23 protein-coding genes and 1 pseudogene are annotated in these 26,221 nt (G+C 64.5%); 5 read left to right on the forward strand and 19 right to left on the reverse strand.

Going from position 1 to position 26,221, the window contains the following annotated elements:
- Window positions 1-97: 97 nt before the first annotated feature.
- Window positions 98-946, forward strand: coding sequence for an SIS domain-containing protein (locus EST26_RS03115; protein WP_291065370.1), 849 nt, complete (start codon window positions 98-100; stop codon window positions 944-946).
- An 8-nt stretch (window positions 947-954) separates the two neighbouring features.
- On the opposite strand, the gene EST26_RS03120 is transcribed toward EST26_RS03115, so the two are convergent.
- A complete protein-coding gene (locus EST26_RS03120; protein WP_291065575.1) occupies window positions 955-1,290 on the reverse strand; it encodes a BrnA antitoxin family protein in 336 nt (111 codons plus the stop codon).
- A gap of 308 nt (window positions 1,291-1,598) precedes the next feature.
- Window positions 1,599-2,414: a DUF3047 domain-containing protein gene (locus tag EST26_RS03125; protein WP_291065372.1), complete on the reverse strand. Its 816-nt coding sequence runs from the start codon at window positions 2,412-2,414 to the stop codon at window positions 1,599-1,601.
- A 326-nt stretch (window positions 2,415-2,740) separates the two neighbouring features.
- Here EST26_RS03125 and EST26_RS03130 point away from each other — a divergent pair, with 326 nt between their 5' ends.
- Window positions 2,741-3,064 (forward strand): helix-hairpin-helix domain-containing protein, encoded by a 324-nt coding sequence (locus EST26_RS03130; RefSeq protein ID WP_291065374.1) that lies wholly within the window; start codon window positions 2,741-2,743, stop codon window positions 3,062-3,064.
- Window positions 3,065-3,134: 70 nt separating this feature from the next.
- Here EST26_RS03130 and ppsA read toward each other — a convergent pair whose 3' ends face one another.
- A complete protein-coding gene (gene ppsA, locus EST26_RS03135; protein ID WP_291065376.1) occupies window positions 3,135-5,531 on the reverse strand; it encodes a phosphoenolpyruvate synthase in 2,397 nt (798 codons plus the stop codon).
- Between the two features lie 265 nt (window positions 5,532-5,796).
- Between ppsA and EST26_RS03140 the strand changes: the two genes are divergently transcribed.
- Complete coding sequence (locus EST26_RS03140; RefSeq protein WP_291065378.1) at window positions 5,797-6,618, forward strand: pyruvate, water dikinase regulatory protein; 822 nt, start codon at window positions 5,797-5,799, stop codon at window positions 6,616-6,618.
- A gap of 96 nt (window positions 6,619-6,714) precedes the next feature.
- Here the strand turns inward: EST26_RS03140 and EST26_RS03145 are convergent.
- The 8 genes and pseudogenes from EST26_RS03145 to asd form a co-directional block, all read right to left on the reverse strand.
- A pseudogene (locus EST26_RS03145) lies at window positions 6,715-6,885 on the reverse strand (IS481 family transposase); the annotation flags it as partial.
- A gap of 48 nt (window positions 6,886-6,933) precedes the next feature.
- Complete coding sequence (accD, locus tag EST26_RS03150; protein ID WP_291065380.1) at window positions 6,934-7,812, reverse strand: acetyl-CoA carboxylase, carboxyltransferase subunit beta; 879 nt, start codon at window positions 7,810-7,812, stop codon at window positions 6,934-6,936.
- Window positions 7,813-7,866: 54 nt separating this feature from the next.
- Window positions 7,867-8,676, reverse strand: a complete 810-nt coding sequence (trpA, locus tag EST26_RS03155; protein WP_291065382.1) for a tryptophan synthase subunit alpha — start codon at window positions 8,674-8,676, stop codon at window positions 7,867-7,869.
- Window positions 8,673-9,962 (reverse strand): tryptophan synthase subunit beta, encoded by a 1,290-nt coding sequence (gene trpB / locus EST26_RS03160; RefSeq protein WP_291065384.1) that lies wholly within the window; start codon window positions 9,960-9,962, stop codon window positions 8,673-8,675. The genes trpA and trpB overlap by 4 nt, the downstream gene beginning before the upstream one ends.
- Before the next feature lie 15 nt (window positions 9,963-9,977).
- On the reverse strand, window positions 9,978-10,682 hold the full coding sequence (locus tag EST26_RS03165; protein WP_291065385.1) for a phosphoribosylanthranilate isomerase: 705 nt from the start codon (window positions 10,680-10,682) through the stop codon (window positions 9,978-9,980).
- Between the two features lie 39 nt (window positions 10,683-10,721).
- Window positions 10,722-11,555, reverse strand: coding sequence for a tRNA pseudouridine(38-40) synthase TruA (truA, locus tag EST26_RS03170; RefSeq protein ID WP_291065387.1), 834 nt, complete (start codon window positions 11,553-11,555; stop codon window positions 10,722-10,724).
- Window positions 11,556-11,581: 26 nt separating this feature from the next.
- Window positions 11,582-14,107, reverse strand: a complete 2,526-nt coding sequence (locus tag EST26_RS03175; RefSeq protein WP_291065389.1) for a FimV/HubP family polar landmark protein — start codon at window positions 14,105-14,107, stop codon at window positions 11,582-11,584.
- Between the two features lie 278 nt (window positions 14,108-14,385).
- The gene (gene asd, locus EST26_RS03180; RefSeq protein WP_291065391.1) at window positions 14,386-15,543 is read right to left on the reverse strand and encodes an aspartate-semialdehyde dehydrogenase; all 1,158 of its coding nucleotides are present in this window, start codon (window positions 15,541-15,543) and stop codon (window positions 14,386-14,388) included.
- 261 nt (window positions 15,544-15,804) lie between these two features.
- Here asd and yegQ point away from each other — a divergent pair, with 261 nt between their 5' ends.
- Complete coding sequence (gene yegQ / locus EST26_RS03185) at window positions 15,805-17,214, forward strand: tRNA 5-hydroxyuridine modification protein YegQ (RefSeq protein WP_291065392.1); 1,410 nt, start codon at window positions 15,805-15,807, stop codon at window positions 17,212-17,214.
- Window positions 17,215-17,316: 102 nt separating this feature from the next.
- On the opposite strand, the gene EST26_RS03190 is transcribed toward yegQ, so the two are convergent.
- The 8 genes from EST26_RS03190 to EST26_RS03225 all read right to left on the reverse strand — a co-directional run bounded on the left by EST26_RS03190 (window position 17,317) and on the right by EST26_RS03225 (window position 23,919).
- Window positions 17,317-17,553 carry a hypothetical protein gene (locus EST26_RS03190; protein ID WP_291065394.1) on the reverse strand — a complete coding sequence of 79 codons (237 nt, stop codon included), beginning with the start codon at window positions 17,551-17,553 and terminating at the stop codon, window positions 17,317-17,319.
- Between the two features lie 316 nt (window positions 17,554-17,869).
- Complete coding sequence (locus EST26_RS03195; protein ID WP_291065396.1) at window positions 17,870-18,541, reverse strand: TIGR04283 family arsenosugar biosynthesis glycosyltransferase; 672 nt, start codon at window positions 18,539-18,541, stop codon at window positions 17,870-17,872.
- Between the two features lie 54 nt (window positions 18,542-18,595).
- A complete protein-coding gene (locus tag EST26_RS03200; RefSeq protein WP_291065398.1) occupies window positions 18,596-19,441 on the reverse strand; it encodes an S-methyl-5'-thioinosine phosphorylase in 846 nt (281 codons plus the stop codon).
- Between the two features lie 200 nt (window positions 19,442-19,641).
- The gene (locus EST26_RS03205) at window positions 19,642-20,793 is read right to left on the reverse strand and encodes an FAD-dependent oxidoreductase (RefSeq protein WP_291065399.1); all 1,152 of its coding nucleotides are present in this window, start codon (window positions 20,791-20,793) and stop codon (window positions 19,642-19,644) included.
- A complete protein-coding gene (locus tag EST26_RS03210; protein WP_291065401.1) occupies window positions 20,790-21,461 on the reverse strand; it encodes a TIGR04282 family arsenosugar biosynthesis glycosyltransferase in 672 nt (223 codons plus the stop codon). The genes EST26_RS03205 and EST26_RS03210 overlap by 4 nt, the downstream gene beginning before the upstream one ends.
- Window positions 21,458-22,447: an arsenosugar biosynthesis radical SAM (seleno)protein ArsS gene (gene arsS, locus EST26_RS03215; RefSeq protein ID WP_291065402.1), complete on the reverse strand. Its 990-nt coding sequence runs from the start codon at window positions 22,445-22,447 to the stop codon at window positions 21,458-21,460. Before arsS ends, EST26_RS03210 begins: the two co-directional genes overlap by 4 nt.
- A 102-nt stretch (window positions 22,448-22,549) precedes the next feature.
- Window positions 22,550-23,185, reverse strand: a complete 636-nt coding sequence (locus tag EST26_RS03220; RefSeq protein WP_291065404.1) for a DUF1109 domain-containing protein — start codon at window positions 23,183-23,185, stop codon at window positions 22,550-22,552.
- Window positions 23,182-23,919 (reverse strand): sigma-70 family RNA polymerase sigma factor, encoded by a 738-nt coding sequence (locus EST26_RS03225; RefSeq protein WP_366474226.1) that lies wholly within the window; start codon window positions 23,917-23,919, stop codon window positions 23,182-23,184. The genes EST26_RS03220 and EST26_RS03225 overlap by 4 nt, the downstream gene beginning before the upstream one ends.
- On the opposite strand from EST26_RS03225, the gene EST26_RS03230 reads away from it, so the two are divergent.
- A complete protein-coding gene (locus EST26_RS03230; protein WP_291065406.1) occupies window positions 23,914-26,136 on the forward strand; it encodes a bifunctional TVP38/TMEM64 family protein/FAD-dependent oxidoreductase in 2,223 nt (740 codons plus the stop codon). The two genes, EST26_RS03225 and EST26_RS03230, sit on opposite strands and share 6 nt — an antisense overlap.
- Window positions 26,137-26,221: the final 85 nt, after the last annotated feature.

The raw sequence follows: 26,221 nt of genomic DNA on the forward strand, positions 1-26,221 counted from the left end.
AGGCCTCCACCAGCCCACGAAACCCGAACGGGGCATCTCGGTTGAATTATCATGCGGTAATAAAATTACCAACCTTGACGCCAACTTCTTCATCACCATGCTCGACCGCATTCAAGCTTGCCTGCCTTCTCTGGCTCCTGCGGAACAGCGCGTGGCCAGACTCGTGCTCCTCGATCCGCGCAGCTTTGCCAGCCTGCCGGTGTCTGAACTGGCCAGGCGCTCTCACGTCAGCAAGCCGACCGTGGTTCGTTTTTGCCGCAGCGTCGGCTACGATGGCCTGTCGGACTTCAAGCTCAAGCTGGCCGGCACGGTCAGCGAGGGCGTGCCCTTCATTCACCGCAGCGTCGATGTCGACGACAAAGTAGGCGACGTGCTGGTCAAGGTGATAGACAACACCCTGGCAGCTTTTCTGAAGTACCGCAACGACGCCTCGATCCACGCGATCGAAAAAGTGGTCGACGCGCTGCTGGCCACCTACCACAACCGCGGCCGCATCGAGTTCTTTGGCGCCGGCAATTCAGGCATCGTGGCGCAGGATGCGCAGCACAAGTTCTTTCGCCTCGGCATCAACGCGATTGCTTACAGCGATGGCCACATGCAGGTCATGAGTGCTTCACTGCTGCGGCCGGGCGACTGCCTGGTGATAGTCTCGAACTCGGGTCGTACGCGCGATCTGATAGACGCAGCCGAGATTGCCCGCCAACACGGCGCAACGGTGATCGTCATCACCGCCAGCGGCTCGCCGCTGGCGCAGGCCGGCCACATGCACCTGGCGGCCGACCATCCAGAGGGCTATGACCGCTACAGCCCGATGACCTCGCGCCTGATGCACCTGATGGTGATTGACGTGGTGGCGACCTGCCTAGCCTTGCGCATCGGCGGCGTCAAGCTGCAACCCATGCTGCAGGAAATGAAGAACAACCTGCGCAGCAAGCGCTACGCCTGAGGCGGTGGTCAGTGGACGATGGGATGCTCGTTCAGATACTGACGCAGGGCAGCATTCACACGGGTCTGCCAACCCTTGCCGGTGGCCTTGAAGGCTTCCAGCAGATCGGCATCCAGACGAATCGCGGTGAACACCTTGGTTTCGTCGGCCTTCGGGCGACCGCGTGGGCGCTTGGCAACCAGAGCGGCGTACATTTCCGGCGGCAGCACCTCGCTCGCGGGCTTGGCCTTGGCAAACCACTCCGCATCCAATTCACGGCTATCCGGGTCAGCCGCAATGCCCGCATTGATGGCGGCATCTTCTTCCCGGGTGGGGCTGATGTGCCCGACTTCAAGTTTCGGCATATCGCTTTTCCTCTCTACGGCGGTTTCCCACTCAAAGCCGTCAGCATCAGCCAGCGACAAGCCGTGCTTGTCGAGCTTGCTCTCGTCTTTGGCCGGATCGAATTCATAGTTCACGGGATTTATTGTATAAACACAAAATTGTCATGTAAAGTGTTTTTTGTATAAACATTAAAGCGGTGCCACAACCTCCGCATCATCGGAATGGCACCGCGCCAATACGGGCTTTGAAAGCTGTCCAAGGGCGGAAGTGGCGGCGACAAAAGCGCGGTAACCCGTTGATTCATATGCATTCTGCGGGAGACTGATGGTCATGGCAGCAGTGCCGCATCCAGTCTGAGTGCGCCGTACCAAGCCTGCAGAATGGTTTGCGTGTTGTCGGTGTCGGTCATCAAGGCCACCGAGAGCAATGGACCGGGCGGCTCGCCAAAGACTCTCATATAGTCGGCTTGCGCGTCTCGCACATGCTCGCGCCACTGACCCAGCCCGGCCGTCCCGGAGTCCACCACCAGCTTGCGGATTCGGTCGGTGCGCGGATTGGGGACGACGGCGCCCAGTGCGTCGGTCGTGCTCCAGACGTAAACCAGTGTGGCATAGGGAAGTTCTTCGCCGGTGAGCAAGCGGCTCAACTCCGAGAGCCGGTGGGCTTGTGACGACAGCCGCGTGCGGTCGCCGTCGAAGCTCAGCACGATGCGCACCGGTGCATCCTCGTTTTGCGGGTCATGCAAGTCCGCCCCTGTCGGCAAAGCGTCCACTTTCCAGGAAAAGCGCAGCATTCCCGGCGCTGCCAGCGCAGGCTCAAAGCGCTGACGCAGGATGCTGACCGAGTTTTGCGCCTGCACCAGAAGGGCAGCCCGTCCACCCGATTCGGCCGGCTCAAACTGAATGTAGCGCTTGCCCGGCAAGGCAAACGGTTCCCACGCGTGCCCACTCTGCGGCGTCACCAGCAGCGCCTGGCTGGCTGCGCGCAGGGCCGGGCTTAACTCGTGTGGCGGCGTCGGCTCCCGCAGGTCTTCTTGCCCGGGATAGGCGCTCGGCTGCTGGGGCGGCGCCGCACAAGCCGCCAGCGCGGCGCACAGCAACAGCCCAGCCCATCGCATCCAAACCACCATCGCTAATCCTTCCATGTCAACCATGCCGCGGATGGACTCGGGTTAACGGGCATGACTTTGAAAGCCACCCCAAAAAATGAAAGTCCTGCCCGTTCTCCCTCACCCCCAACCCCTCTCCCGCACGCGGGAGAGGGGAGCGAAGTGAGTCGCGGCCCGACTCTCACGTTAACCCGAATCCGCTTGTGCTTCTCATCGCAAACGCCAAACGTCCCCCACCTTGAGGGAAAGCCCCTACCCCGGCCAATTCAATATGAACGCCGACGGCAGGTGCCGTCAGCGGCCCGTCGGCGCGCAGCCACTCCAGGGCCGACTTTACCTGTTGACCATTAAAGGATGAACCGATGTTGAAAAAATCCCTGGCGGCATTGCTCGCCCTGCTCGCTGCCACCGCCTTCGCTGCGGTCGACGTCAACCGCGCCACAGTGGCCGATCTCGACAGCATCAAAGGCATAGGGCCGGGCACTTCGAGCAAGATCGTAGAGCAAAGAACGGCTGCGCCGTTCAGAGACTGGGCCGACTTCATCACCCGTGTGCCGGGCGTGGGCGAGCGGCGCGCCGCCCGGCTCTCGGCCGAAGGGCTGCGGGTCAACGGTGCGGCCTTTGGTGGCGCCGCGACGGCAGCAGCCAGCCCGGCAGCCAGCCCGGCAGCCGCAGCGGCGCGCTAAGCTCCAGCCGCGCGGCTTGCACGGCACAGCACCGCCGCTGGAGCGGCGGTGCTGCTGCTGGCTCAGCCTCTCATTGGCTGGCCGCCAGCAATTGCCAGGTCTGGACCACCGAGTCCGGGTTGAGCGAAATCGAGCTGATGCCCTCTTTTTGCAGCCACTGGGCAAAGTCGGGGTGGTCGCTCGGGCCTTGGCCGCAAATGCCGATGTATTTGCCCTCGGCCTTGCAAGCGGCAATCGCCATTTGCAGCAAGACTTTGACGGCCGGGTCGCGCTCGTCGAAGTCTTGCGCCAGCAGCTCCAAGCCAGAGTCGCGGTCCAAGCCCAGGGTGAGCTGGGTCAGGTCGTTGGAACCAATGGAAAAACCGTCGAAATACTGCAAATAGTCGTGCGCCAGTACCGCGTTGCTGGGAATCTCGCACATCATGATCAGCTTGAGATCGTTCTCGCCGCGCTTGAGTCCTTGCGCAGCCAGCAGCTCGGTCACGCGCTGCGCCTGTTTGAGTGTGCGCACGAACGGCACCATCACCTGCACGTTGCTCAGGCCCATGTCCTCGCGCACGCGCCTCAAGGCTTCGCATTCCATGGCAAAAGCCTGGCGGAAATCTTCGCTGATGTAGCGCGCCGCACCGCGAAAACCCAGCATCGGGTTTTCCTCATCCGGCTCGTAACGGCTGCCGCCGACCAGCTTGCGGTATTCGTTGCTCTTGAAATCCGACAGACGCACGATCACCGGCTTGGGCCAAAACGCCGCCGCAATGGTGGCCACGCCCTCGGCCACTTTGTCGACATAAAAAGCGCGCGGCGATGCGTGGCCACGGGCGACCGATTCGACCGCTTTTTTCAAGTCGGCGTCGATGTTCGGGTAGTCCAGAATCGCCTTCGGGTGCACGCCGATGTTGTTGTTGATGATGAATTCGAGCCGCGCCAGACCCACCCCGCTGTTGGGGAACTGGCAGAAGTCGAACGCCAGTTGCGGGTTGCCCACGTTCATCATGAGCTTGACATCCAGCGCAGGCATTTGACCGCGCTGCACTTCGCTGACCTCGATCTCCAGCAAGCCGTCGTAGATATGGCCGGTGTCGCCTTCGGCGCAACTGACCGTCACCAGCGTGCCGTCTTTGAGCACCTCGGTGGCGTTGCCGCAGCCGACCACGGCGGCAATGCCAAGCTCGCGCGCGATGATGGCGGCGTGGCAGGTGCGCCCGCCCCGGTTGGTGACGATGGCGCTGGCGCGCTTCATCACCGGCTCCCAGTTCGGGTCTGTCATGTCGGTCACCAGCACGTCACCGGCCTGCACCTGATCCATCTCGCTGATGTGGCGCACCAGGCGCACCGGGCCGGTGCCTACTTTCTGGCCAATGGCACGCCCGGCGGCCAGCACCGCGCCCTTGCCCTTGAGCTTGTAGCGCAGCTCGGTCTTGCCGTTGCTCTGGCTCTTGACCGTCTCGGGGCGCGCCTGCAGGATGTAGAGTTGACCGTCTTGCCCGTCCTTGCCCCACTCGATGTCCATCGGGCGCCCGTAGTGCTGCTCGATCACCAGTGCATCGCGCGCCAGTTGCTCGACGTCGGCGTCGCTCAGGCTGTAGCGGTTGCGTTGCTCGACCGGCACGTCGACCGTTTTGACCAGTGTGCCGTTGCCGGCCTTTTCTTCGGGCGTGCTGAACGTCATCTGGATCAGTTTGGAGCCCAGGTTGCGCCGAATCAGCGCGCGCTTGCCGGCCCTGAGCATGGGCTTGTGGACGTAGAACTCGTCCGGGTTGACCGCCCCTTGCACCACGGTTTCACCCAGACCGTAGCTGGAGGTGATGAACACCACGTCATCAAAACCCGATTCGGTGTCGATGGTGAACATAACGCCGGCCGCGCCCAAGTCAGAGCGCACCATGCGTTGCACGCCAACCGACAGCGCCACCTCGGCGTGCGCAAAGCCTTTGTGCACGCGGTAGCTGATGGCGCGGTCGTTGTAGAGGCTGGCAAACACCTCGCGCACCTTGTGCAGCACCTCGTCGATGCCGTGCACGTTGAGAAAGGTTTCTTGCTGGCCGGCAAAGGAAGCGTCGGGCAGGTCTTCGGCGGTGGCCGACGAACGCACGGCAAAAGTGGCCTGTGTATTGCCGCCGCACAAGGTGGCAAAGGCACGGCGTATGGCTTGCTCCAGATCGGCCGGCAGCGGCTGGTTTTCGACCAGCGCACGAATGGCGGAACCGGTCTCGACCAGGGCGCGCACGTCGTCGGCGTCCAACGCATCGAGCCGGGCGTTGATGCGGTCGGCCAAACCCTCATGCTGCAAAAACTGACGAAAAGCGTGCGCCGTGGTGGCAAAACCACTGGGCACTTTGACACCGCTGGGCAGTTGGGAAATCATCTCGCCCAGGCTGGCATTCTTGCCCCCGACAGCCTCGACGTCGCTCATGCGCAGCAGCTCGAAGGGCACGACCAGAGCGGTCGCAGAAAACAGGTCAGACATGGAAAAAACTCCTCAAGATAAAAAAACCGGGACGTCTGGGGTCGAGCGCCTGCGCTGTCGTTCTTCTTTTGGCTCAGGTCGCGCGCCAGGACGATAAAAATAAAAACAGCTTCAGCCCGGATAATCGGGCTGGCTGCGGGCTGGCTGCAAGCCGCGATTGTAGGTGGCGCTTCGCCTTCGATTGCCCACCTGTGCGCTGCGGCGCAGCAAGCCGCCGGCCCCGTGGCGATCGAACCCCGCATACCAGTCTCTGCGACTTCTATTCATGCCCAACAGATCCGTATTTTTCATCTCCGACGGCACCGGCATCACCGCCGAGACCTTCGGCAACGCCATCCTGGCTCAATTCGAGATGCCGCTGCGTCGGGTGCGGCTGCCGTTTCTGGACAGCGTGGACAAGGCGCACCAGGCGGTGCGCCAGATCAACCACGCCGTCGAGATCGATGGTGCGCGCTCACTGGTGTTCACCACCGTGGTCAATCCGGAGGTGCTGCAAGTCATCAAAACGCAGTGCAAAGGCATGATGCTCGACATGTTCGGCACTTTTGTCGAGCCGCTGGAGCTGGAGCTGGGCCTGAAGTCGAACCACCGGGTCGGCCGCTTTTCCGACGTATCCAAGAGCCAGGCCTACCACGACCGTATTGAGGCAATCAACTTCTCACTCGAACACGACGACGGCCAGAGCCATCAGAATTTGGAGCATTCGGACGTCATTCTGGTGGGGGTCAGCCGCAGCGGCAAGACGCCAACCTCGCTCTATCTGGCGATGCAGTACGGCCTGAAAGCGTCCAACTACCCGCTGATTCCAGAAGACTTCGAGCGCCGCCGCTTGCCACCGGCGCTGCTGAGTCGGCGCAAGAAAATCTTTGGCCTGACCATTGCACCCGAGCGTCTGAGCGAAATCCGCAACGAACGCCGCCCCCATTCGCGCTACGCCAGCCTGGAGAACTGCCGCATGGAAGTCAGCGAAGCCGAGGCCATGATGCGCCGCGAAGGCATACGCTGGCTCTCGACGACCACCAAGTCGATCGAGGAAATTGCCACCACCATCCTGCAGGAAATCCGACCGGAGCGGCTGATCTACTGAGAGCGCGAGAGTTTTTCTCCAAGCCGCGCCAACCGGGTAGCTGAGCGAGCCAGTTGCAAAAGTCTGCGCCCGCATCAAAGCGCACTTTGTGCAGCTGTCAAGTTCCGCCTGTTTATAGACACGCTTGATGAAGAGTTCCGGTTTTTTCTCGCGCCAGGACTTGAGGGCATCGACCGGTGAAAGATGTCCAAGCGAGCGCTGCGGGATGTGGTGGTTGTACGTAAACATGTAGTTGTTCAAAGTCGCATCGAGTTCGGCCACCGCCGCGGCAAGCCGGGCAGCCTGGCCCGGGCAGCCGCGGCCAGAGCGCAGAGATCAATCGCCGAACACGGCGTCGGCGCTTTGGCGCTGCAGCATGGCCAGCAGGCTGGCCAGCGTGGCGCGCAGTTCGCGCCGATCGCAAATCAAGTCCACCGCGCCCTTGGTTTGCAAAAACTCGGCGCGCTGGAATCCTTCGGGCAGTTTGACGCGCACGGTGTTTTCGATCACGCGCGGGCCGGCAAAACCAATCAGCGCCTTGGGCTCGGCAATCACCACGTCGCCCACAAAGGCAAAGCCAGCGCTGACGCCGCCCATGGTCGGGTCGGTCAGCACGCTGATGTAGGGCAGGCCTTTTTTGGCCAACCGGGTCAGCGCGGCGTTGGTCTTGGCCATTTGCAGCAGCGACAGCAGGCCTTCTTGCATGCGAGCGCCGCCGGTGGCGGTAAAGCAGATGAAGGGCACTTTTTGCGCCATGGCTTCATCGACGCCGCGAACAAAGCGCTCGCCCACCACCGAACCCATGGAGCCGCCCATGAAGTCGAACTCGAAGCAAGCCGCCACCAGGCTGATGCCGCGCACCGAACCGCCCATGACGATCAGCGCGTCGGTCTCGCCGGTGGTCTCGAGCGCGTCTTGCAAGCGCTCGGTGTACTTGCGGCTGTCTTTGAATTTGAGCGCATCGACCGGCAGCACCTCCTGGCCTATTTCGTAGCGGCCTTCGGCGTCCAAAAAGGCATTGAGCCGGGCGCGCGCGCTGATGCGGTGGTGGTGGCTGCAGCGCGGACAGACGTTCTGGTTTTTCTCCAGATCGTTTTTGTACAGCACCGCTTCGCAGCTCGGGCATTTGATCCACACCCCTTCGGGCACGCTGCGGCGCTCGGCCGGGTCGGTGCGCGTGATCTTGGGCGGCAGCAGTTTTTCGAGCCAGGACATGGGGGTTTTCCTTCGTGAAACAAGACCAGAGCGCGGCGGACAGCCGCGCGAGCCTCAATCGTCGAGTGCGTGCCGTATGGTACGCAGAAAATCGACCGCCACCGCCAGCACCTTATCAGCCGGCGCGTGCTCGATCAGCTCGATCAGCCTGCTGCCGATCACCACCGCGTCAGCGCTGCGGCTGATGGCGCGCGCGGTCTGCGCGTCGCGGATGCCAAAACCAACGCCGACCGGAATGCTCAGGTGCGCCCGGATGCGCGGCAGCATGGCCTGGACCTGCGCAACATTGAGGTTGCCGGCGCCGGTGACGCCCTTGAGCGAGACGTAGTAGACGTAGCCACTGGCCAGCTTGGCAATCTGCGCCATGCGCTCGTCGGTCGAGGTGGGCGCCAGCAGAAAGATCAAGTCCATGTCGGCGGCGCGCAAGGCGGCGGCAAATTCCTCGCATTCCTGCGGCGGGTAGTCGACCACCAGCACACCGTCGACGCCGGCCGCGCTGGCGTCGCACACGAAGCGACCCGCGCCGTGCACCTGGTCGTAGCGTTCGATCGGGTTGGCGTAGCCCATCAACACCACCGGGGTGTGCGAGTCACGCGCCCGAAAGCAGCGCACCATCGCCAGCACCTGCGGCAGGCCGACGCCGCTGGCCAGCGCGCGCTCACCGGCGCGCTGGATCACCGCCCCGTCGGCCGACGGGTCGGAAAAAGGCACGCCGAGTTCAATCAAATCGGCCCCGGCCTGCACCATGGCGTGCATCAGCGCCGGGGTGATGTCGGCGCTGGGAAAACCCGCGGTGACGAAAGGAATCAAGGCTTTTTTCCCCTGGGCCCGCAAGCCGCTCAAGGTGGCATCGATCCGGCTCATGGCTGCACGCCCACCCGCACGCTGGCCTCGTCGCCTTTGACGCTTTGGCCGCGGCAGCTCGGTCGGCAGTAAAACTCGGCCTGCGACAGATCGGCCACGGTGCCTATGTCCTTGTCGCCACGGCCCGAGAGGTTGACCAGAATCGACTGGTCGACACGCAGCGTCGGCGCCAGTTGCATGGCGTAGGCGACGGCGTGGCTCGATTCGAGCGCCGGGATGATGCCCTCGGTGCGGCAGAGGTGGTGAAAGGCGTGCAGCGCTTGCGCGTCGGTGCAGCCGACGTATTCGGCGCGTCCGATGTCTTTCAGGTAGGCGTGTTCCGGGCCGACGCCGGGGTAGTCGAGTCCGGCGCTGATGCTGTGCGTCTCGGTGATCTGGCCGTGCTGGTCTTGCAGCACGTAGGTGCGGTTGCCGTGCAGCACGCCGGGGCTGCCTTTTTGCAACGAGGCCGCGTGTCGGCCGCTGTCCAGGCCGGCTCCAGCGGCTTCGACGCCGATCAGCCGTGTGCCGGTGTGCTCTATGTAGGGGTAGAAAATGCCCATGGCGTTGCTGCCGCCGCCGACGCAGGCCAGCACCACGTCGGGTTGTTCGCCGTGGCAACCGGCGGCCCGCAGCAGTTCGGGCATTTGCAGCACGCACTCCTGACCGATGACACTTTGGAAGTCGCGCACCATCATCGGGTAGGGGTGCGGCCCGGCCACGGTGCCGATGATGTAGAAGGTGTTGTCGACGTGGGCGACCCAGTCGCGCATGGCTTCGTTGAGCGCGTCTTTCAGTGTTTTGCTGCCGCTGTCTACCGGCACCACGCGCGCGCCCAGCAGCTTCATGCGGTAGACGTTGGGGCTTTGGCGCTTGACGTCCTCCGAACCCATGTAGACCACGCATTCCAGGCCGTAGCGGGCACAGATGGTGGCGGTGGCCACGCCGTGCTGGCCGGCTCCGGTCTCGGCAATGATGCGCGACTTGCCCATGCGCCGCGCCAGCATGGCCTGGCCGATCACGTTGTTGATCTTGTGCGCGCCGGTGTGGTTGAGGTCTTCGCGTTTGAGGAAAATCTGCGCTCCGCCCAGCTCGCGGCTCATGCGCTCGGCGTGGTAGACCGGACTGGGTCGGCCAACAAAATGTGCCAGCTCGCGTTTGAATTCGGCCAGAAATTCGGGCTCGTGCTGGAATTTGGCGTAGGCGGCCTTGAGCTCGTCGATGGCGTGCGTGAGCGTCTCGCCAACGAAGCTGCCGCCGTAAATGCCAAAATGACCGCGGGCGTCGGGTTGTTGGTAGGTTTGCATGGTTTGAGGGTCTGTCTATGGCCCGCAAGCGCTGCCGCCGGCACGGCTTGAGTTGGGGCGCTGCAAGGAGGTGTCGGCGGCGCGCACGGCGGCGACGAAAGCGTGCATCAGCCCGGCGTCTTTGATGCCTTTGCTCGACTCGACACCGGAGCTGACGTCAACGGCCCAGGGCCGCAGTTGTCGGATGCCGTCGGCCACGTTTGCAGGACCGAGTCCACCAGACAAAACGAGGCGAGCGCTGGCGTTTAGAAGCGGGTGTGACCAAGGGAATGCCGTCCAGTCGAAAGTTTGACCGCCGCCGCCGTAGCCTTCGACCAGGGCGTCCAGCACCAGCGCCTGCGCGCCGGCATAGTCTTGCGCGTATTTTAGAAGATCGAACGCCGCCGCCGCCGCCCCGCCGGGTATGCGAGCGGCGCGCAGGTAGGCACGGCCGGCGGCTGCACAATCGGCCACCGACTCGTCGCCATGAAATTGCAGCACGGCGTTGGGCACGGCGGCCAGGCCGCGGCCAATATGTTCCGGGCTGGCGTTGACAAACAGCAGCACCGGGGTGACGAACGGCGGCAGAGCGCGCGCCAACTCACCCGCACGCTCGGGCGTGATGCCGCGCGGGCTGTGGGCGTAGAGCACAAAGCCGATCGCGTCGGCACCGGCCTGCACGGCGGCGGCAACGTCGGCCTCGCGCGTGAGGCCACAAATTTTGACGCGGGTGCGGTACATGAACAGGCTGCTGCTGGGTTTGGTGCGGGGTTTAGGCTACTAGGGCAGGCTGTCAAAAGCCGCCGTGCGTTCGGGCAGTCCGAAGCATGCATCGTACTGCGGCCCAAGAAAGTACAGACCATCGGCGGCAAATGTGGGCGCGGCAAGCGCACGGCTGCGCGCTTGCCGCACATCGCTGATCCAGTGCGCAGGCCGTGCGCCGCTGCCAATCGCAATCAGGCAACCCATGATGTTGCGGATCATGTGGTGCAAAAAAGCGTTGGCTTCAAAGTCGAAGCGCCAGTAGGCGCCGCGACGGCTGATGTCGATGCGCCGCATCTGCTTGATCGGCGTGTGCGCCTGACACTGCGAGGCGCGAAACGAGCTGAAATCGTGTTCGCCCAGCAGCATCTGTGCGGCTTCCAGCATGGGCTGAAGCTGCAGTGGGCGATACACCCAACCCACCCGACCCGCTTCCACGCTGGGGCGAACCGGCGATTGCAGCAACACGTAGGCGTAGCGGCGCGCACGCGCGCTGGCGCGGGCGTGAAAACTGGCCGGCACCTGGCGCGCCCATTGCACCGCAATGTCGGGGGGTAAAAAACGGTTGCTGCCGCGCACCCAGGCGTTTTCGGGTCGCTGCAGCGCGCTGTCGAAGTGCACCACCTGCATCAGGGCGTGCACGCCGGCGTCGGTGCGGCCAGCGCACAGGGTGTGCACGGCGTCGGTGGCGCAGAACTGCGCCAGCGCCCGTTCAAGCCGGTCTTGCACCGTGCGAGCGCTGGGCTGGCTTTGCCAGCCCTCGTAGGCCGCACCGTGGTAGCTCACGCCAAGCGCGATACGCCCACCCACGCCGGCACCGGCGTGGGTCGCATCGGTGGCGAGAGTCGACAAAGTCGGCGCGCGCTCGGGCAAAACGATCAGGACAGCTCGGCCAGGAACACGCGCGCCTTGCTCTGCATCGCACCGGAAGCCTCGGCCAGCACCTCCTCGGCCAGCGAGCGCGCGCCTTCAAAGTCGCCAATGGCACGAAATTCTTGCGCCAGCGACAGCTTGGTGTCGAGCGGATTTTCTTCGTCAGAGCACTCATCGGGCTGAGCAAGGGACGCCTGCGGTCCGTCCAGGTCGAGCGTGATCTGATTCAGGTCAAAGGCGGGAAAATCAAGCGGTGCGGCAACGGCGCCAGCGCTCTGGTCGTCGAGCCGGACGCTTGGCTCGGCCACGCGGCTCGGCTCGGCGGCTGCCGGCGCGTCAAAGTCGAAGTCGGGCTCGATGATCGGTTCACTCCGGGCTGGCAGCCGCGGATCGAAAGCTGCTTTGCCTTCGGTAGCGGCAATCGTATCGATCTGAACCGGATCGACCGGAAAGTCCAGTTCGAAATCTATCGTCAACGGGCCCGGCGCGGGCTCACGCTCGACGCTGCGGGTCAGTTCCTCGGTTTGACTGAGGTCGTCCAGACCGGATATCACAGCATCCGCTTGCGCTGCCGGGGCAAGCCTCTGTTGCAGCGGCGTCAGTTCGGAATCAAAGTCGAGATCAAGATCGAGCTCTGCAGGGGCCGACTGTGCGTCCCGGTTGCCGATCTCGGCTGGCTGGCTGGCCGCGAAGGGAACGGTATTCATGGCGCCGACCGGGGCAGCGGCAGCCGCTGTGGCCTTCACGGCCGGGCCGCCGCCCGGCTGGTACAGCGGATTTGCAGGGTCGAGTTCGCGACCGAGTTCACAAGCGCTCGCCCACTCCACGCCCTGTCCCTGGGTCAGGCCGAAGAGCTCGGACGCCACCACCTCAAAGGCCTTGACATCGCGACGCTTGGCGTAAATCTCCAACAGCTTGTGGTGAATCGCCACCCGCGTGGGTGCGCTGCGCATGGCTTCCTTGAGAATTTCCTCGGCCTGCAAATCACGGCCGTAGGCCAGATAGACATCCGCCTCGGCCACCGGATCGACGTCACCCGCAGCGTCGAGCTGGCTTGGTGAATACACCATGGATGAGCCCGCCGTGCCGGTTTGCGCGGTGTCGATACGCTGCCCGCCGCTGGCGCCAAAAAACGAGTCGTGTTGCAACTGGCTGCCCAAAAAAGAGCTGTCGGCTTCCGATTTGCTTTTGCGCCTACGCAACCGGTACAGACCCAACCCCGCCAGCAAAGCCAGCAGGGCGGCGGCAGCGGGCAACATCAAGGGGTTGTGGCGCAGTTGTTCCATCAGGTTCGGCGCTGCGGGCGCGGGCACAGGAGCGGGCAGCGTCGCCTCGACGGTCGGCGCAGGCAAAGGCTCGGGCTGCGGCGCGGGTGCGGGTTCAGGAGCGGCGGGCCCTGCCAGCGCTGCTGGCGGCTCGACGGCGGGCACCGCAGCCAACTGCTCGGCTGCTGGCGGGGCAAGCGGCGCTGGCTGGGCCGGCACAGCAGCGCGCGCCGCCAGTTGGGCCAGTTGTTCGATGTTGCGCTGAACCTCGGCCTCGCGCGCTGCTGCTTGCTGCTGCTGCCGCTGCTGGGCAATGGCAGCCTCCTGGTTTGCGGGGCTGGGCGGTTCGGGTCTGGACAGCACCAGCTTGTCTTGCACCGGCGCAGCGGCGCGCTGATCCTGTATCTGCGCCTGTACGCGTCCGACCGCTTCGCGCTCGTCCTGCGCGGGCGCTGCCGCCGGTGCGGCAGCCGCCAGCCGATGGCGGAACTCAGCGAAGTCACGGCTTTGCGCGACGATGATCTGACGCGCCTGCGGCGCAGGCACGGCGCTGGCCTGCTCAGCATCTGGCAGATCGAGCACGGCGCCCGCCTTGATGCGGTTGACATTGCCGCCAATGAAAGCCTGCGGATTGGTACGCAGCATGGCCACCAGCATCTGGTCGAGCGAGACGGCGGCTGGCAGGTGTGCCGCGGCAATGCGACCAGCGGTGTCGCCCGTTTGGACGCGAACCTGACGCGGCGCGACCTGTGTGGCTGGCACCGGCGGCACCGCGCGGGCTGGTGCTGCCACCGGTGGCGCCAGCCGTGCTGGCGCCACCGGTGGCAGCACGGCGGGAGCTGTTGCCTGGGCTGCGGTGGCCGGCACAGCAGCCACAGGTGCCGCCGCCCGCAGAACGGGTGGATCAAACAGCAGCGTGTACTCGCGCACCACGCGCCCGGCAGCCCAGTTGGCCTCGACGATCACATCGACAAAGGGTTCCATGACCGGGCGCGGCCCCCTCAGGCGCAGGTAGGCACGGCCATCCGGGCGTCGTTGCAGGCTGATTTGCAGATCGGCCAAAGCCGCACTGGGGTCGATGCCGGCGGCACGGAATACCTCGGCCGAAGCCAGCCCGACGCGCAGCGTGGCGGCTTCGTCGGCGCTGATGTCTGGCACGTCGATTTCGGCCCGCAAAGGCTCCCCCAGCGCAGACTGCACCACCAGACGCCCCAGCGCCAGCGCTTGCGCGTCGACCGGCTGCAACAGACCGATGCACAGCAGCAAGGCTGCCGCTGCCGTTTGCAGGCGAGCAAAGCGCTGTGAAGCCGACCCTGGAACAGCCGGGGTCAATGAATGAGAGCCGTGGTGAGGAGAGGAAAATGGCACGAGGACCTCGACAAAAAACCGATTTTCGACCTTAACATCAAGGTGTTGCTGAGACAAGCTCAGCATTCACTTGAGTATCGAAGCAGGCCAGATGCCACCGCGTGCGGCCGCATGGCGTTGCAAACCCACTACGTCGGGCGCACAGACCCGACGCCGATTCCCATCGGCACACGCACTCAAGCCTGCAGCAGCAGGCGCAACATGCGGCGCAGCGGCTCGGCTGCACCCCAGAGTAACTGATCCCCGATAGTAAACGCACCCAGGTACTCGGGGCCCATCGCCAACTTGCGCATGCGTCCGACCGGAATCGTCATGCTGCCGGTCACTGCCACCGGCGTCAAATCTTTGATGCTGGCTTGGCGCGTATTCGGCACCACTTTGACCCAGGCGTTGTCGGCGGCGATCATGGCCTCTATGTCGGCCAATGGAACGTCTTTCTTGAGCTTGAAGGTCAGCGCCTGGCTGTGGCAGCGCATGGCACCGATGCGCACGCAAAAGCCGTCGACCGCAATCGGACTCGATCCAAAACCCTCGCCCAAGCCAAGGATTTTGTTGGTTTCGGCCATGCCCTTCCATTCCTCCTTGGACTGACCCCAGCCGGGCTCGTCGCGGCTCTTGCCCAGGCCGAGGTCCTTGTCGATCCAGGGAATCAGGGAGCCGCCCAGCGGCACGCCGAAGTGGGCGGTTTCAGCCTCGGTCAGCGCACGCTGCTTGGCGATCACTTTGCGGTCGATCTCAAGAATGGCGCTGCCGGGATCGTCCAGCAGCTCTTTGACTTCGGCATACAGCGTTCCATACTGGGTCAGCAGCTCGCGCATGTGCTGGGCGCCACCGCCGCTGGCGGCCTGATAGGTCTGCGTGCTCATCCATTCCACCAGACCGGCCTTGTACAGCGCCCCCACGCCCATCAGCATGCAACTGACGGTGCAGTTGCCGCCGATCCAGTTGTTGCCGCCGCGACTGAGTGCGTTTTTGATCACCGGCAGATTGACCGGGTCGAGCACGATCACGGCGTCTGAATTCATGCGCAAGGTGGAGGCGGCGTCGATCCAATGGCCGCGCCAGCCGACGGCGCGCAGCTTGGGAAAAACCGCGCTGGTGTAGTCGCCGCCTTGAGCCGTGACGATGATGTCGCAGCGCTGCAAGGCCTCGATACCGTACGCGTCTTGCAGCGTGGTTTCGTTCTTCGCCCACGCGGGGGCCTGAGCGCCAGCGTTGGAGGTGGAGAAAAACACCGGCTCGATCAGGTCGAAGTCATTTTCCGCGACCATGCGGCCCATCAACACCGAGCCGACCATGCCACGCCAGCCAACCAAACCAACCAACTTACTCATTACAGACCCCTTCAAGCAGATAAAACAGGCCCAGACCCGACCGACTTGCCCGGCTCGTCTGGCCGGGAGGGCGCACGACGTGCCTAGACTGAATCAGTCCTTGATGGTCGTGGTTTCAATGCTGATTGCACGCAAGACGACACCGGCCAAGGCGGCGGGTGCCGGGTTCAGAGCGAACAGTCGAGCGGCAAACATGAGGCGCGATTGTAGTGGATCGCCCTGGAGTCCCGTTTGCAGTGCCGCCTTCGGCACAGGAACGTATTGCGCGACAATCGGGCCGTGACCCCACCAAAAGCCCCCGAACTCCTGTTGCCCGCCGGTACGCTGCAGCGCATGCGCGCCGCCTTTGATTTTGGCGCCGACGCCGTCTACGCCGGCCAGCCGCGCTACAGCCTGCGCGCGCGCAACAACGAATTTCGTGCCGAGCAAATCGCGCAAGGCATTGCCGAGGCACGGGCGCGCGGCAAAAAATTCTTTCTCACCAGCAACCTGATCGCGCACAACGACAAGCTGCGCAGCTACTTGCGCGACCTCGCGCCGCTGGTGGCCCTGCAGCCCGACGCCATCATCATGGCCGACGCCGGCCTGATCATGCTGGTGCGCGCCGAGATGCAAGCCGGCCGCTGGCCCGAAGTACCGATCCACCTCTCGGTGCAGGCCAACACCACCAACAGCGCGGCGGTCAAGTTCTGGCACAGGCAAGGCGTCAGTCGCATCATCCTCTCGCGCGAACTCAGCCTGGATGAAGTGGCTGCCATTCGGCAAGACTGCCCCGACGTCGAGCTTGAAGTCTTTGTGCACGGTGCGCTGTGCATTGCCTACTCGGGCCGTTGCCTGCTGTCGGGCTACTTCAACCGGCGCGACCCAAACCAGGGCACGTGTACCAACGCCTGCCGCTGGGACTACAAAACCAGTGCCGCCGACACCGACACCGACAGCGGCGACGCCGCTGTGCCGCAGCGCCTGGGCGGCGACTTCGACTTTGCACAAGAAGACCAACAGACCGCCGACCAGTCCAGATCGACCTGCGGCGGCGGCCAGCGCCACCCGCTGGCCGACCGGGTCTGGCTGCTGGAGGAAAAGCAACGTCCGGGCGAGCTGATGCCCATCATGGAAGACGAGCACGGCACCTACATCATGAACAGCAAGGACTTGCGCGCCGTCGAGCACGTAGCGCGGCTGGTGCAGATCGGCGTCGACTCGCTCAAGATCGAGGGCCGCACCAAAAGCCACTACTACGTGGCACGCACCGCGCAGGTGTACCGCCGCGCGATCGATGACGCGCTGGCCGGCCGGCCCTTCAACCCCGAGTTGCTGCGCGAACTCGAAGGCTTGTCCAACCGCGGCTATACCGGCGGCTTGCTCGAGCGCCGCCCCAGCCAGGACTATCAGAATTACCTCAGCGGCAGTTCGCAGAGCCAGCGCAGCCAGTTTGTCGGTGAAGTCTTGCGCGTGCGCGAAGACGGCTGGGCCGAGGTACTGACCAAGAACCGCTTTGCCGTTGGCGACTGGATCGAAGTCATCCACCCCAGCGGCAACCGCGTGCTGCAAGTCCAGACCATGCACAACCCCGACGGTCAACCGATTGCGGTGGCGGCGGGCAGCCCGCTGCGGGTTTGGCTGCCGCTGCCCGGGCCAAGCGATGGGGCCTTGCTGGCACGCCTGCTTTAGCCCGCGGGCTCAAGAGCGCCCTTGATTGGAATGGCATTTACTTTGCTTCCCAGTCGTGACCCTGCTGCTTGACTTGGCTGCGAGCGTGCACCCTGGGCGTCTTCAGCCAAGGATAGGTGTCGAGTTCCACTTGATCAGAAGATCGACTTGGCGACCCAGCCGGGCCGCTTGCTCCAGCGTGCGCGCGATCAGGTGCTGCGAGCAAAAGCCCGAATCGGCGCGCAGCAGCAAGGGCGCCGCGCTGACCGCGCAGGCCGTGCCGAGTGCGCGCTCGATGTGGTATTCGCTCTCGCAGGCGCTGTGCTGGCTGCCCGCGCGCAGGCCCAGCGCCTGGTGCACCAAGCGCCGGGAGCGAAAGTATGGAGCCCGCAGGATCGAGATTTTGCGAGATCTCTGGCATTTTCTCAGCAGCCTGCTCAGGTTTTTGGCTGGAAAACGCAGGCAGCCGTGTCTCCCCAGAGCCAGTGGTCGAAACACTTTGGCGGCAGCGGTATTGCTGCAGCGCAACAATTCGGTCGGACTGCACACGGCGGCGGAGTCGTACTATTGAAAAGGTGCGATGCCAGCCGATTGCGGCCTTGATCGACGACGCTTCCTTGACTACCGGGACCGATGCATCCGCGTGATCCCAGTCCAGTAACCGGCACCGATCAATTCAGCGATAGCGGTCAGCCAGCGAGGATGCCGGTTCTCCGCGCCAGTAGCGCCAGCGCAAGAACCACATGAGAAAAATGGTGCGCCACACACCTCTCTTCTCCCAGCGCCGGCCCGAGGTGATCACGCGCTCCCGTAGGCAGGCTGGTTTTCCAATCTGCTGGCGCAGCGACATCAGCCGTGCGCTCAGCTCGACATCTTCCATCAGCGGCTGATCAGGGTATCCACCCACGAGGTCGAATACGTCGCGCCGCACAAAAATCGCTTGGTCCCCGGTGGCGATGCCGCTCCACCGCGATCGAAGGTTCATCATGGCGGAGACCAGGCGCAGCACAGGACTCACGCCATCGATGGCGACGTCGAATCTGCCCCATGCACGTCCCGCACGGGCCGCAGCCTGGATCTGTGCAAGGGCACGCGGAGGAAGCACGGTATCGGCGTGCAGGAAGAGGAGCCAACTCCCTTGTGCAGCATGCGCGCCCATGTTCATCTGTCTGGCCCGTCCGCGAGGGGCCAGGAGCACGCGGTGGGCATGGAGTGCGGCCAGGTCCCCGGTCCCGTCAGTGCTTGCGCCATCGACAACGACGACTTCGATACCGTCGTTTCCCTTCAACGAAGGCTGCTGCAAAAACGCGGAGATGCCGGCTGCTTCGTTCAGGGTCGGAACGATCACGCTCAGCCAGGGAGACTCAACACCACTCACAGGAGACCTTGGCAAGTCGTTTCCTCATGAACGCAGTTGGGACACCCACGCCTGCTGGGCCTCGGTCATCGCCTCGTCAGGCGTGAGCAATGCACCCGTCAGGGCTGTGCGGGTCGAAGCCTCGGGGACCACAGCCTCGCCGGACAACAGCGCGTCCAGCAGCCGACGCGCCTTGGCCAGGCTCTGCCCGTAGAGCTCGAACACGGCCGACACGCTGACGTGTTGTGCGGGGTCGTCGAGCCAGCAGTCGTAGTCGGTCACCAGGCCCACGGTGGCGTACGCCATCTGGGCTTCGCGCGCCAGGAACACCTCGGGCGCGTTGGTCATTCCCACCAGGTGGCAGCCCATCTGGCGCAGCAAGTGGCTCTCGGCCTGCGTGCCCAGACGGGGACCGTCCACGCAGGCGTAGGTCAGTCCCCGGTGCACCGACAGGCCGGCCCGATCAGCGGCGGCCATGACCGCATCGACCAGCGCGCTGCTCACCGGCTTGGCGGTGGAAACGTGTGCGGCGACACCGCCACCGAAGAAGGTCCGCTCGCGCGCACCCCGGGTCCAGTCGATGTATTGCTCGGGCATCGCAAGATCACCGGGGGCGACCTCCATCGCCAGGCTGCCCACGGCCGAAAACCCCAGCATCAGGGTGGCGCCGGCGCGCTTGAGCGCATACACGTTGGCGCGGTAGTTCACCTCGTGCGGCAACAGGCGGTGGCCAGCTCCGTGGCGCGCCAAGAACAGCACCGATTGACCGTGCAGCGTGCCGCGCAACACCTCACCCGAAGGCGTTCCAAACGGCGTGTCGCCGCCCAGGCGTTCGTGGATGTCCAGACCGTCGAGTTCGTAGAGGCCGGTGCCTCCGATGATGGCGAGCATGGTTCAGTTCTCCTGTGGGCGCACGGCGTCTTGAAGCCGCAGCAAGGTTCGCGCGCAGCACATCGAGCAGCCCTTTACTGGCCCAGCAAGGCGCCCAGCAGCGAACCCGGGGTGGCGATCTGGAACGTGACCCAGGTGGCGTGCCCCAGCGCCGCCAGCTCGCCCGCGACCCACAGGCTGCCCAGACAGACACCGCACGGTCATGGGGTGTTTCCAGATGAAACGGGTTGGACAAGGCCGCAGTGCGCGGCGGGGGACTGGAACCGGGCCAGAAAGCCACGGTCGATGCGATCCTTCAGGCGCCAGAGCCAGCGGCCCTCGGCATGCAGTCGGCCGCGTGAGCCGATGGCGCGTCCGTCGGCCGTGGCCAGCAAGGCCAGGAAATTGTGCTGAGGCTTGAACGAAGCGGGCGCTGCGTCACCCAAAGCCGCGCGCAGGTTTCGGCTCAACACCGGTCCCATGCGAACCGCGTACACGCCCGCCTTGGGCAGCGGGAAGGTCCAGTGCGCACAGTCCCCCGCGGCGTACACGTTGGGGTGGGAGACACTGCGCAGCTCAGGGTTGACGCGCACGAAGCCCTGCTCGCTGACAGCAAGACCCCCGCGGCGAGCCGCATCGGTCTGCCACGCATGTGCTTGCGCGCCCGTGCCCCACAGCAAGAGGTCCGTGTGTTCGGCCATCGCAGGCGTCCAGGGGGTTGCGACGCGCAGTCGAACGCCCGCTTTGGTCAGCGCCTGTTCAGCCGATCGAACCGCGCCCCGCGCCAGACCTGGCAGCAACTGCCCCCCTCGGGTCACCAGCTCGGCCTGCACCGGCCGCTGGGGCTGAAGTGCGCGCAGCCGTGCAAGCACAGCCAGCAGCGACTCGAAGCCTGCGGCCCCACCGCCCACGGCAGTCACGCGAATGGCATTGCCGGCGGCCATCTCGCCGCTGCAGACATCCTGTAGCACACGGTCCCATCGGGTTTTGAGCTCTCCCAGCGGGCGCAGCGCAAGCACCTGTGGGCCGTCGACAGAGGGGGGACGCAGCGTGGAGCCCACGTTGAGCGACGCCACATCGAAGTCGACGACAACCCCGCTGGCCAATCGCGCGCTGTTGCTGCCCGGGTCCAGGGCGTGCAGCTCGTCCGTCAGAAACGTGGCGCCAGCGCGGCGTGCCAACTGGTCGAAATCGATACAGATCTCTTCAAAGCCGTAGCTGCCCCCCAGCCAGCCTGGGACCATGCCCGAATAGGGCGCCAGCGCGTGGGGCGAAACCACGCAAAGCTCGGCGCCAGGAACCGGGCGATGCGCCCAATCCAGCAAGACCTGTGCGTGGGCATGGCCCGCTCCGATCAGCAGCAGGCGCCTCACGAGCTGGCCTCGCACCCGGTCCAGCCGGCAGGCAGATGCACAAGATCTTGCGGCTCGTCGATGTCGGCCACCGCAGGCAGCTCGGTGAATCGAAGCCCGGCCTCCCGGGCGCGCTGTCGTGTGAGGGCCATCACCTGGGGCGTGCTCCACGGCATGTCATGAAACAGAGCGGGACATTCGCGCCGCAGTCCCACCAGCGCGTAGCCGCCATCGAGCGCAGGGACAAACACCGCATCGATGGCCTCGCAGCCGCGCTCCGTGCTCGAAGCCGGATGGGACGGGGGGGCTTCAAGACGTTGCAACGCCGCGCGCAGCACGCTGCTGCTCAGCGCAGGCGCATCTGTACCCATCAACAGCACACGGCCGTGCAGCACGAAGGCTTGCTGGAATGCCCGGTGCATGCGCGCACCCAGATCGCCGCTGCCCTGTTCGCTCAGTTGCACGTTCTGTTGCTGCTGCAGGCGCTGGAAAGCAAGGTGATGGCGGTCGGGCGCTGCGCACAGGACCACCGCATCCGCGCCGGCACCGGCCGCCTGGCTCACGGCATGGCTCAGCAACTGGTCGGCGAGCCTGGCAGCACCGTGGGGCCCCAGGGCTGGAATCAACCGCGTCTTGGCGTACCCTGCCAGCGGCGCCTTCGCCAGCACCACGATGCAGCTCCTGCTCACGGCGTGCCTTGCAACACCCCACCCGACTCCAGCGCACCGCCACAACTGCTGCCCTGTCCCGCTGTGCAGCCGTAGCAGTGGTCGGCGATCCGTATGGACTCGCCCTCGGGGTCGACCTGCAACAGATCCCGCAGGTGCGGGCGGAAGGTCTTGCCCAGACGCGCTGGCAGACCCAGCATCTGGTTGAAATCGCAGTCGTACAGATCCCCCTGCCAATCCACGCTGATCATGGAGCGGCACATCACGGTGTCGAGGTTGTCGGCCTGGTAAGCCCCGCGCAACATCTGCATGTAGGCGCCAAACGTTCCCTTGGACACCAGCGTGCTGCCGAATCGCTGCACCGGCATGTTGGTCAGCGCAAACAGGTGGTTGAAGCGGATGCCGAAATGCTGCAGCAGTTCGCGCTTGTAGTCGGCTTCCAGCGCACCCTGCGGCGGCGGCAGCGACGGTCCTTGCGGGTTGTAGACGAGGTTCAGCGTGAGGCCGCTGCCCTCGACCCCGTAGCCCAGGGCGTTGAGTTGCCGCAGCCCGGCGATGCTGAGGTCGAACACGCCATCGCCTCGCTGGCGGTCCACGTTGGCCGGGGAATAACACGGCAGGGAAGCCACCACCTGCACGCCCTGCGCAGCCAGGAAAGCGGCGAGGTCGTCCTGACCTGGCTCGCTGAGGATGGTCAGATTGCAGCGGTCGATCACCTCGACGCCGAGCGATCGAGCCGCCGCCACGAGGCGCCTGAAATGCACGCTGAGCTCCGGTGCACCGCCGGTGAGGTCCAGCGTGGCAATGCGCCGCGCTTGCAGCACCTCGATGACCAAGTCCGCCGTGTCGCTGTCCATCATCTCCGTGCGCTTGGGGCCGGCATTGACGTGGCAGTGCAGGCAAGACTGGTTGCAGCGGTAGCCCAGATTGACCTGCAGGGTGCTCAGGTGTTGGCGACGCATGGCGGGAAAGTCGGTGGCGATGAGCAGCGGCAGGGTGGCGTGCATGGGGCGTTCGGATGTTTTGAGGGTTGAGACTCGCCTGTCGTGCGCCGCCGCGTACCGGTTACAGCTCGGCAGAGAAATGCCGTCGGCAGCCTTGGCGCTGCCTCACCAGCGCAGCAAGCGTGGCCCGAGAACGGCGCCCAGCAGACCGGTGAGCAAGATGCCCAGTGAGTACCAGACCGCCACGAACGTGGCCGAGACTTCGGAGCACACCAGAGAATAACCCATGGCGCCCAATGCGCCAGCCATCAATCCGGCGTTGAAGCCGGCCGCCCGCAGTTGGGTGGGCGCCAGCCCGCGCAAGGCCCAGAGCGCACCGGCCAGCGCCGGCAGCGACAGCAGCAGCACGTTTCTGGGGCAGACGAGCCACATTTCACCGAGCAATGCCGCCATGCGTTGATCCGGCGCACTGCTCAGCAGGGTCAGCGCACCCCAGGCCAACATGCTTGCGAAGACGGCTAGAATGGCCCGCAGGGGCCATTGCGTGCGCGCCACTGGCCGAGCGAGTCGGGCGGTCAGCCAGCCTGCCGCCAGCGCCAGACTGGCGCCGTAGATCAGCTTCATCCACGGTGCCGGCGTCGTGTACATGGCCGCAGGAATGGGTTCCATGCTCAACAGCGCGAACAGGGCGCTGGCGAACAGGCCGACAGCCATCGCCGGAGCCAGGCGACGCAACACCGGCGCCTGCGGAGCAGGCCCGGCGCCCTTGGCCAACATGTCGATAAGCGATTGCGTTTTCATGATCCTGTGTCTTTCACCCATTGCGCCAGCCGCTTCAACCCCCTGTGCACCTGAACCTTGATGGCCGACTCCGAGATGCCGGTGCGCAGCGAGGCTTCGGAGACCGACAAACCTTCGATCTTTGTCAGCACGATGGCCTGTCGCTGCACATCGGGCAGTTCCTGGAGCAGCCGCTCCAGATCGCGCCGCGCACCATCTTCGGTCGGCTCGGCGGCCAGCAAGGCCTCGTCCACATCGTCCAGCGCGTCGTGGAGGCTCTCTCTGCGTCCACGGCGCCTCCACAGATCGACCAGCTTGTGGCGGGCGATCGCCGTGACCCAGGCACTGACCGGCAAAGTCGGATCAAACGTTGCGCGTTGCAGGTGCAGCGCCAGCAAAGTCTCTTGCACCAGGTCCTCGATTTCATCTGGCGTCGATTGCATGCGCCGCCGCAGAAACCCCCGGATGCGCAACGCAATCTTCTCCAACGCCTCGCGGTAAGCCACTTCGTCACCCTGCTGCGCACGCAGCCACAGCGGTTTCAGGCTCGCCTCGAAGTCATTGGGACCTGTCTCTGAGGGCATTTCGTTGAAGCGGCTGCTTTGGTTACAAGGGTCGGTGAAGGTGAGATCAAATGCCGCCCAGGCACAGGGTCGACCCGGGAATTCTGCACTGCCTGTAACCAAAGGCGCTTGGGATTCGTAAAGAAGGGGCGCTCCATGCCCTTTCAATTTTTCAAGGCGTCCCCGATGCAAGCCTCTCCCGCAAACAGCACCAGCGTGCCTCAGCCGGCCCCGGCGTCAGGGTCGCGATTCCCGCAACGGGCGTGGCTCTGGGCCGGTCTTGCTCTCGCCGCCGTGCTCGGCGTGGCGCTGTACCAGCACTTCGGGCTCGGTGAGCTTTTGACACTGGAGCGCCTCAAGCTCAGCCGTGACAGCTTGATTTCCGCCTACCAGGCGAATCCCGCCTTGGCGATCCTGGCATTCTTCGGCCTCTATGTGGTGGCCACCGCGCTGTCCATCCCTGGCGCCTTGATCCTCACACTGGCGGGCGGCGCAATCTTCGGGTTCTGGGTTGGCCTGCTGATCGTGTCGTTTGCCTCCAGCGTGGGCGCGCTGCTGGCCTTTCTCGCGTCGCGCTACCTGCTGCGTGGCTGGTTGCAGGCGAAATACGCCCGCGCCCTGGCACCCATCAACGAAGGTTTGCAGCGCGACGGCACCGCTTACCTGCTGACCCTGCGGCTGGTGCCCGTTTTCCCCTTCTGGCTGGTCAATCTCTTGATGGGCTTGACCAGCATCACAGCCACGCGTTTCTACATCGTCAGCCAGATCGGCATGTTGGCAGGAACGGCCGTGTTCGTGAACGCCGGCACCCGCGTTGCTGCCCTTGAGTCAGCCGGGGATGTGTTCTCTCCCGCGATGCTGGGCAGTTTCGCCTTGCTCGGCATCTTTCCGTTGATTTCCAAGGCGCTTGTCGGCTGGTCGCAGCGCCGCAAGGTATACGCGCGCTGGCCCAAACCCGCATCTTTTGACCGCAACCTTGTCGTGATCGGCGCGGGTGCAGGTGGTCTCGTGTCGTCGTACATCGCGGCTGCCGTGAAGGCCAAAGTCAGCTTGATCGAAGGCCACAAGATGGGTGGCGATTGCCTGAACTACGGCTGCGTGCCCAGCAAGGCCCTGATCCGGTCGGCCAAGATGGCCAAACAGTTTCAAAAGGCCGAAGCGTTCGGCTTCAAGGGCGCCGCTGCCAGTCTCGACTTCGCATCCGTGATGCAACGCATTCATGGCGTCATTCGTGACATCGAGCCGCACGACTCGGTGGAGCGCTACACCCGACTGGGCGTCGACGTGGTGCAAGGGCATGCGCGCATCACCTCGCCGTGGAGTGTCGAGATCACGCAGGCAGATGGGCGACAGCGCACGCTCACGACCCGCAACATCGTGATTGCAACCGGTGCCAGCCCTTTTGTGCCGCCGATACCCGGACTCCAGGACGCTGGTTTTCTCACCAGCGACACCGTATGGAAGCTCACTGCTCTGCCCAAGCGCCTGCTCGTGCTGGGTGGCGGACCGATTGGTTGCGAACTCGCGCAAAGCTTTGCCCGGCTGGGCTCCGAAGTCACGCAGGTGGAAATGGCCCCGCGCGTCATGGTGCGCGAGGACCCGGAGGTATCCGAGATCGTTGCGCAATCGCTGCAAGCCGATGGTGTGCGCCTGTTGACGCAACACCAGGCGGTTCGCGTGGAGATGGTGGCCGGTGAAAAGCGGCTCATCGCCCGGCACGGCGACCAAGAGGTGGTGATTGCGTTTGACGAGCTGCTGTGTGCGGTGGGCCGCGCGCCCCGGGTTACCGGGTTCGGCCTGGAGGAACTGGGCATTCCCCTGACATCGCGAAAGACCGTCGAAACCAACGCCTATCTGCAGACGCTGTATCCGAACATCTACGCCGTCGGTGACGTCGCTGGCCCCTTCCAGTTCACCCACACGGCGGCCCATCAGGCCTGGTACGCCGCAGTGAACGCCTTGTTTGGGCGCTTCAAAAAATTCAAGGCCGACTACCGCGTGATCCCATGGGCGACGTTCACCGATCCCGAGGTGGCCCGGGTCGGGCTGTCGGAGACCGAAGCCACGGATCAGGGCGTCCCCTTTGAAGTCACCCGCTACGGCATCGACGATCTGGACCGGGCAATTGCCGACGGATCGGCCCACGGCTTCGTCAAGGTTCTCACGGTTCCTGGCAAGGACAAAATCCTAGGCGTCACCATCGTGGGCGAGCACGCGGGCGACCTGTTGGCCGAGTACGTGCTGGCGATGAAGCACGGCCTGGGTCTGAACAAGATTCTGGGCACGATTCACACCTATCCCACGCTGGCCGAGGCCAACAAATACGTGGCCGGCGAATGGAAACGGGCCCATGCACCGAAGAAACTGTTGCAGTGGATTGCCAGGTACCACAACTGGGAGCGCGCATGACCCCCACCCGACGCCAGTTTCTCAAGCTCGCCGGGGCTTTCCTTCCAGTAGCACGGTCTGTGGGTGCGAGCCATGCTGCGGCGTT

Source organism: Hydrogenophaga sp., from assembly GCF_014773545.1.
In the GTDB taxonomy this organism is placed as follows: Bacteria; Pseudomonadota; Gammaproteobacteria; order Burkholderiales; family Burkholderiaceae_C; genus Hydrogenophaga.

Coding starts and splice junctions, on each gene's coding strand:
- EST26_RS03115 (WP_291065370.1), top strand. CDS start 98: ATGCTCGACCGCATTCAAGCTTGCCTGCCTTCTCTGGCTCCTGCGGAA.
- EST26_RS03120 (WP_291065575.1), bottom strand. CDS start 1,290: ATGCCGAAACTTGAAGTCGGGCACATCAGCCCCACCCGGGAAGAAGAT.
- EST26_RS03125 (WP_291065372.1), bottom strand. CDS start 2,414: ATGGAAGGATTAGCGATGGTGGTTTGGATGCGATGGGCTGGGCTGTTG.
- EST26_RS03130 (WP_291065374.1), top strand. CDS start 2,741: ATGTTGAAAAAATCCCTGGCGGCATTGCTCGCCCTGCTCGCTGCCACC.
- ppsA (WP_291065376.1), bottom strand. CDS start 5,531: ATGTCTGACCTGTTTTCTGCGACCGCTCTGGTCGTGCCCTTCGAGCTG.
- EST26_RS03140 (WP_291065378.1), top strand. CDS start 5,797: ATGCCCAACAGATCCGTATTTTTCATCTCCGACGGCACCGGCATCACC.
- accD (WP_291065380.1), bottom strand. CDS start 7,812: ATGTCCTGGCTCGAAAAACTGCTGCCGCCCAAGATCACGCGCACCGAC.
- trpA (WP_291065382.1), bottom strand. CDS start 8,676: ATGAGCCGGATCGATGCCACCTTGAGCGGCTTGCGGGCCCAGGGGAAA.
- trpB (WP_291065384.1), bottom strand. CDS start 9,962: ATGCAAACCTACCAACAACCCGACGCCCGCGGTCATTTTGGCATTTAC.
- EST26_RS03165 (WP_291065385.1), bottom strand. CDS start 10,682: ATGTACCGCACCCGCGTCAAAATTTGTGGCCTCACGCGCGAGGCCGAC.
- asd (WP_291065391.1), bottom strand. CDS start 15,543: ATGAGTAAGTTGGTTGGTTTGGTTGGCTGGCGTGGCATGGTCGGCTCG.
- EST26_RS03200 (WP_291065398.1), bottom strand. CDS start 19,441: ATGCTCGCCATCATCGGAGGCACCGGCCTCTACGAACTCGACGGTCTG.
- arsS (WP_291065402.1), bottom strand. CDS start 22,447: ATGCACGCCACCCTGCCGCTGCTCATCGCCACCGACTTTCCCGCCATG.
- EST26_RS03220 (WP_291065404.1), bottom strand. CDS start 23,185: ATGAAAACGCAATCGCTTATCGACATGTTGGCCAAGGGCGCCGGGCCT.
- EST26_RS03230 (WP_291065406.1), top strand. CDS start 23,914: ATGCAAGCCTCTCCCGCAAACAGCACCAGCGTGCCTCAGCCGGCCCCG.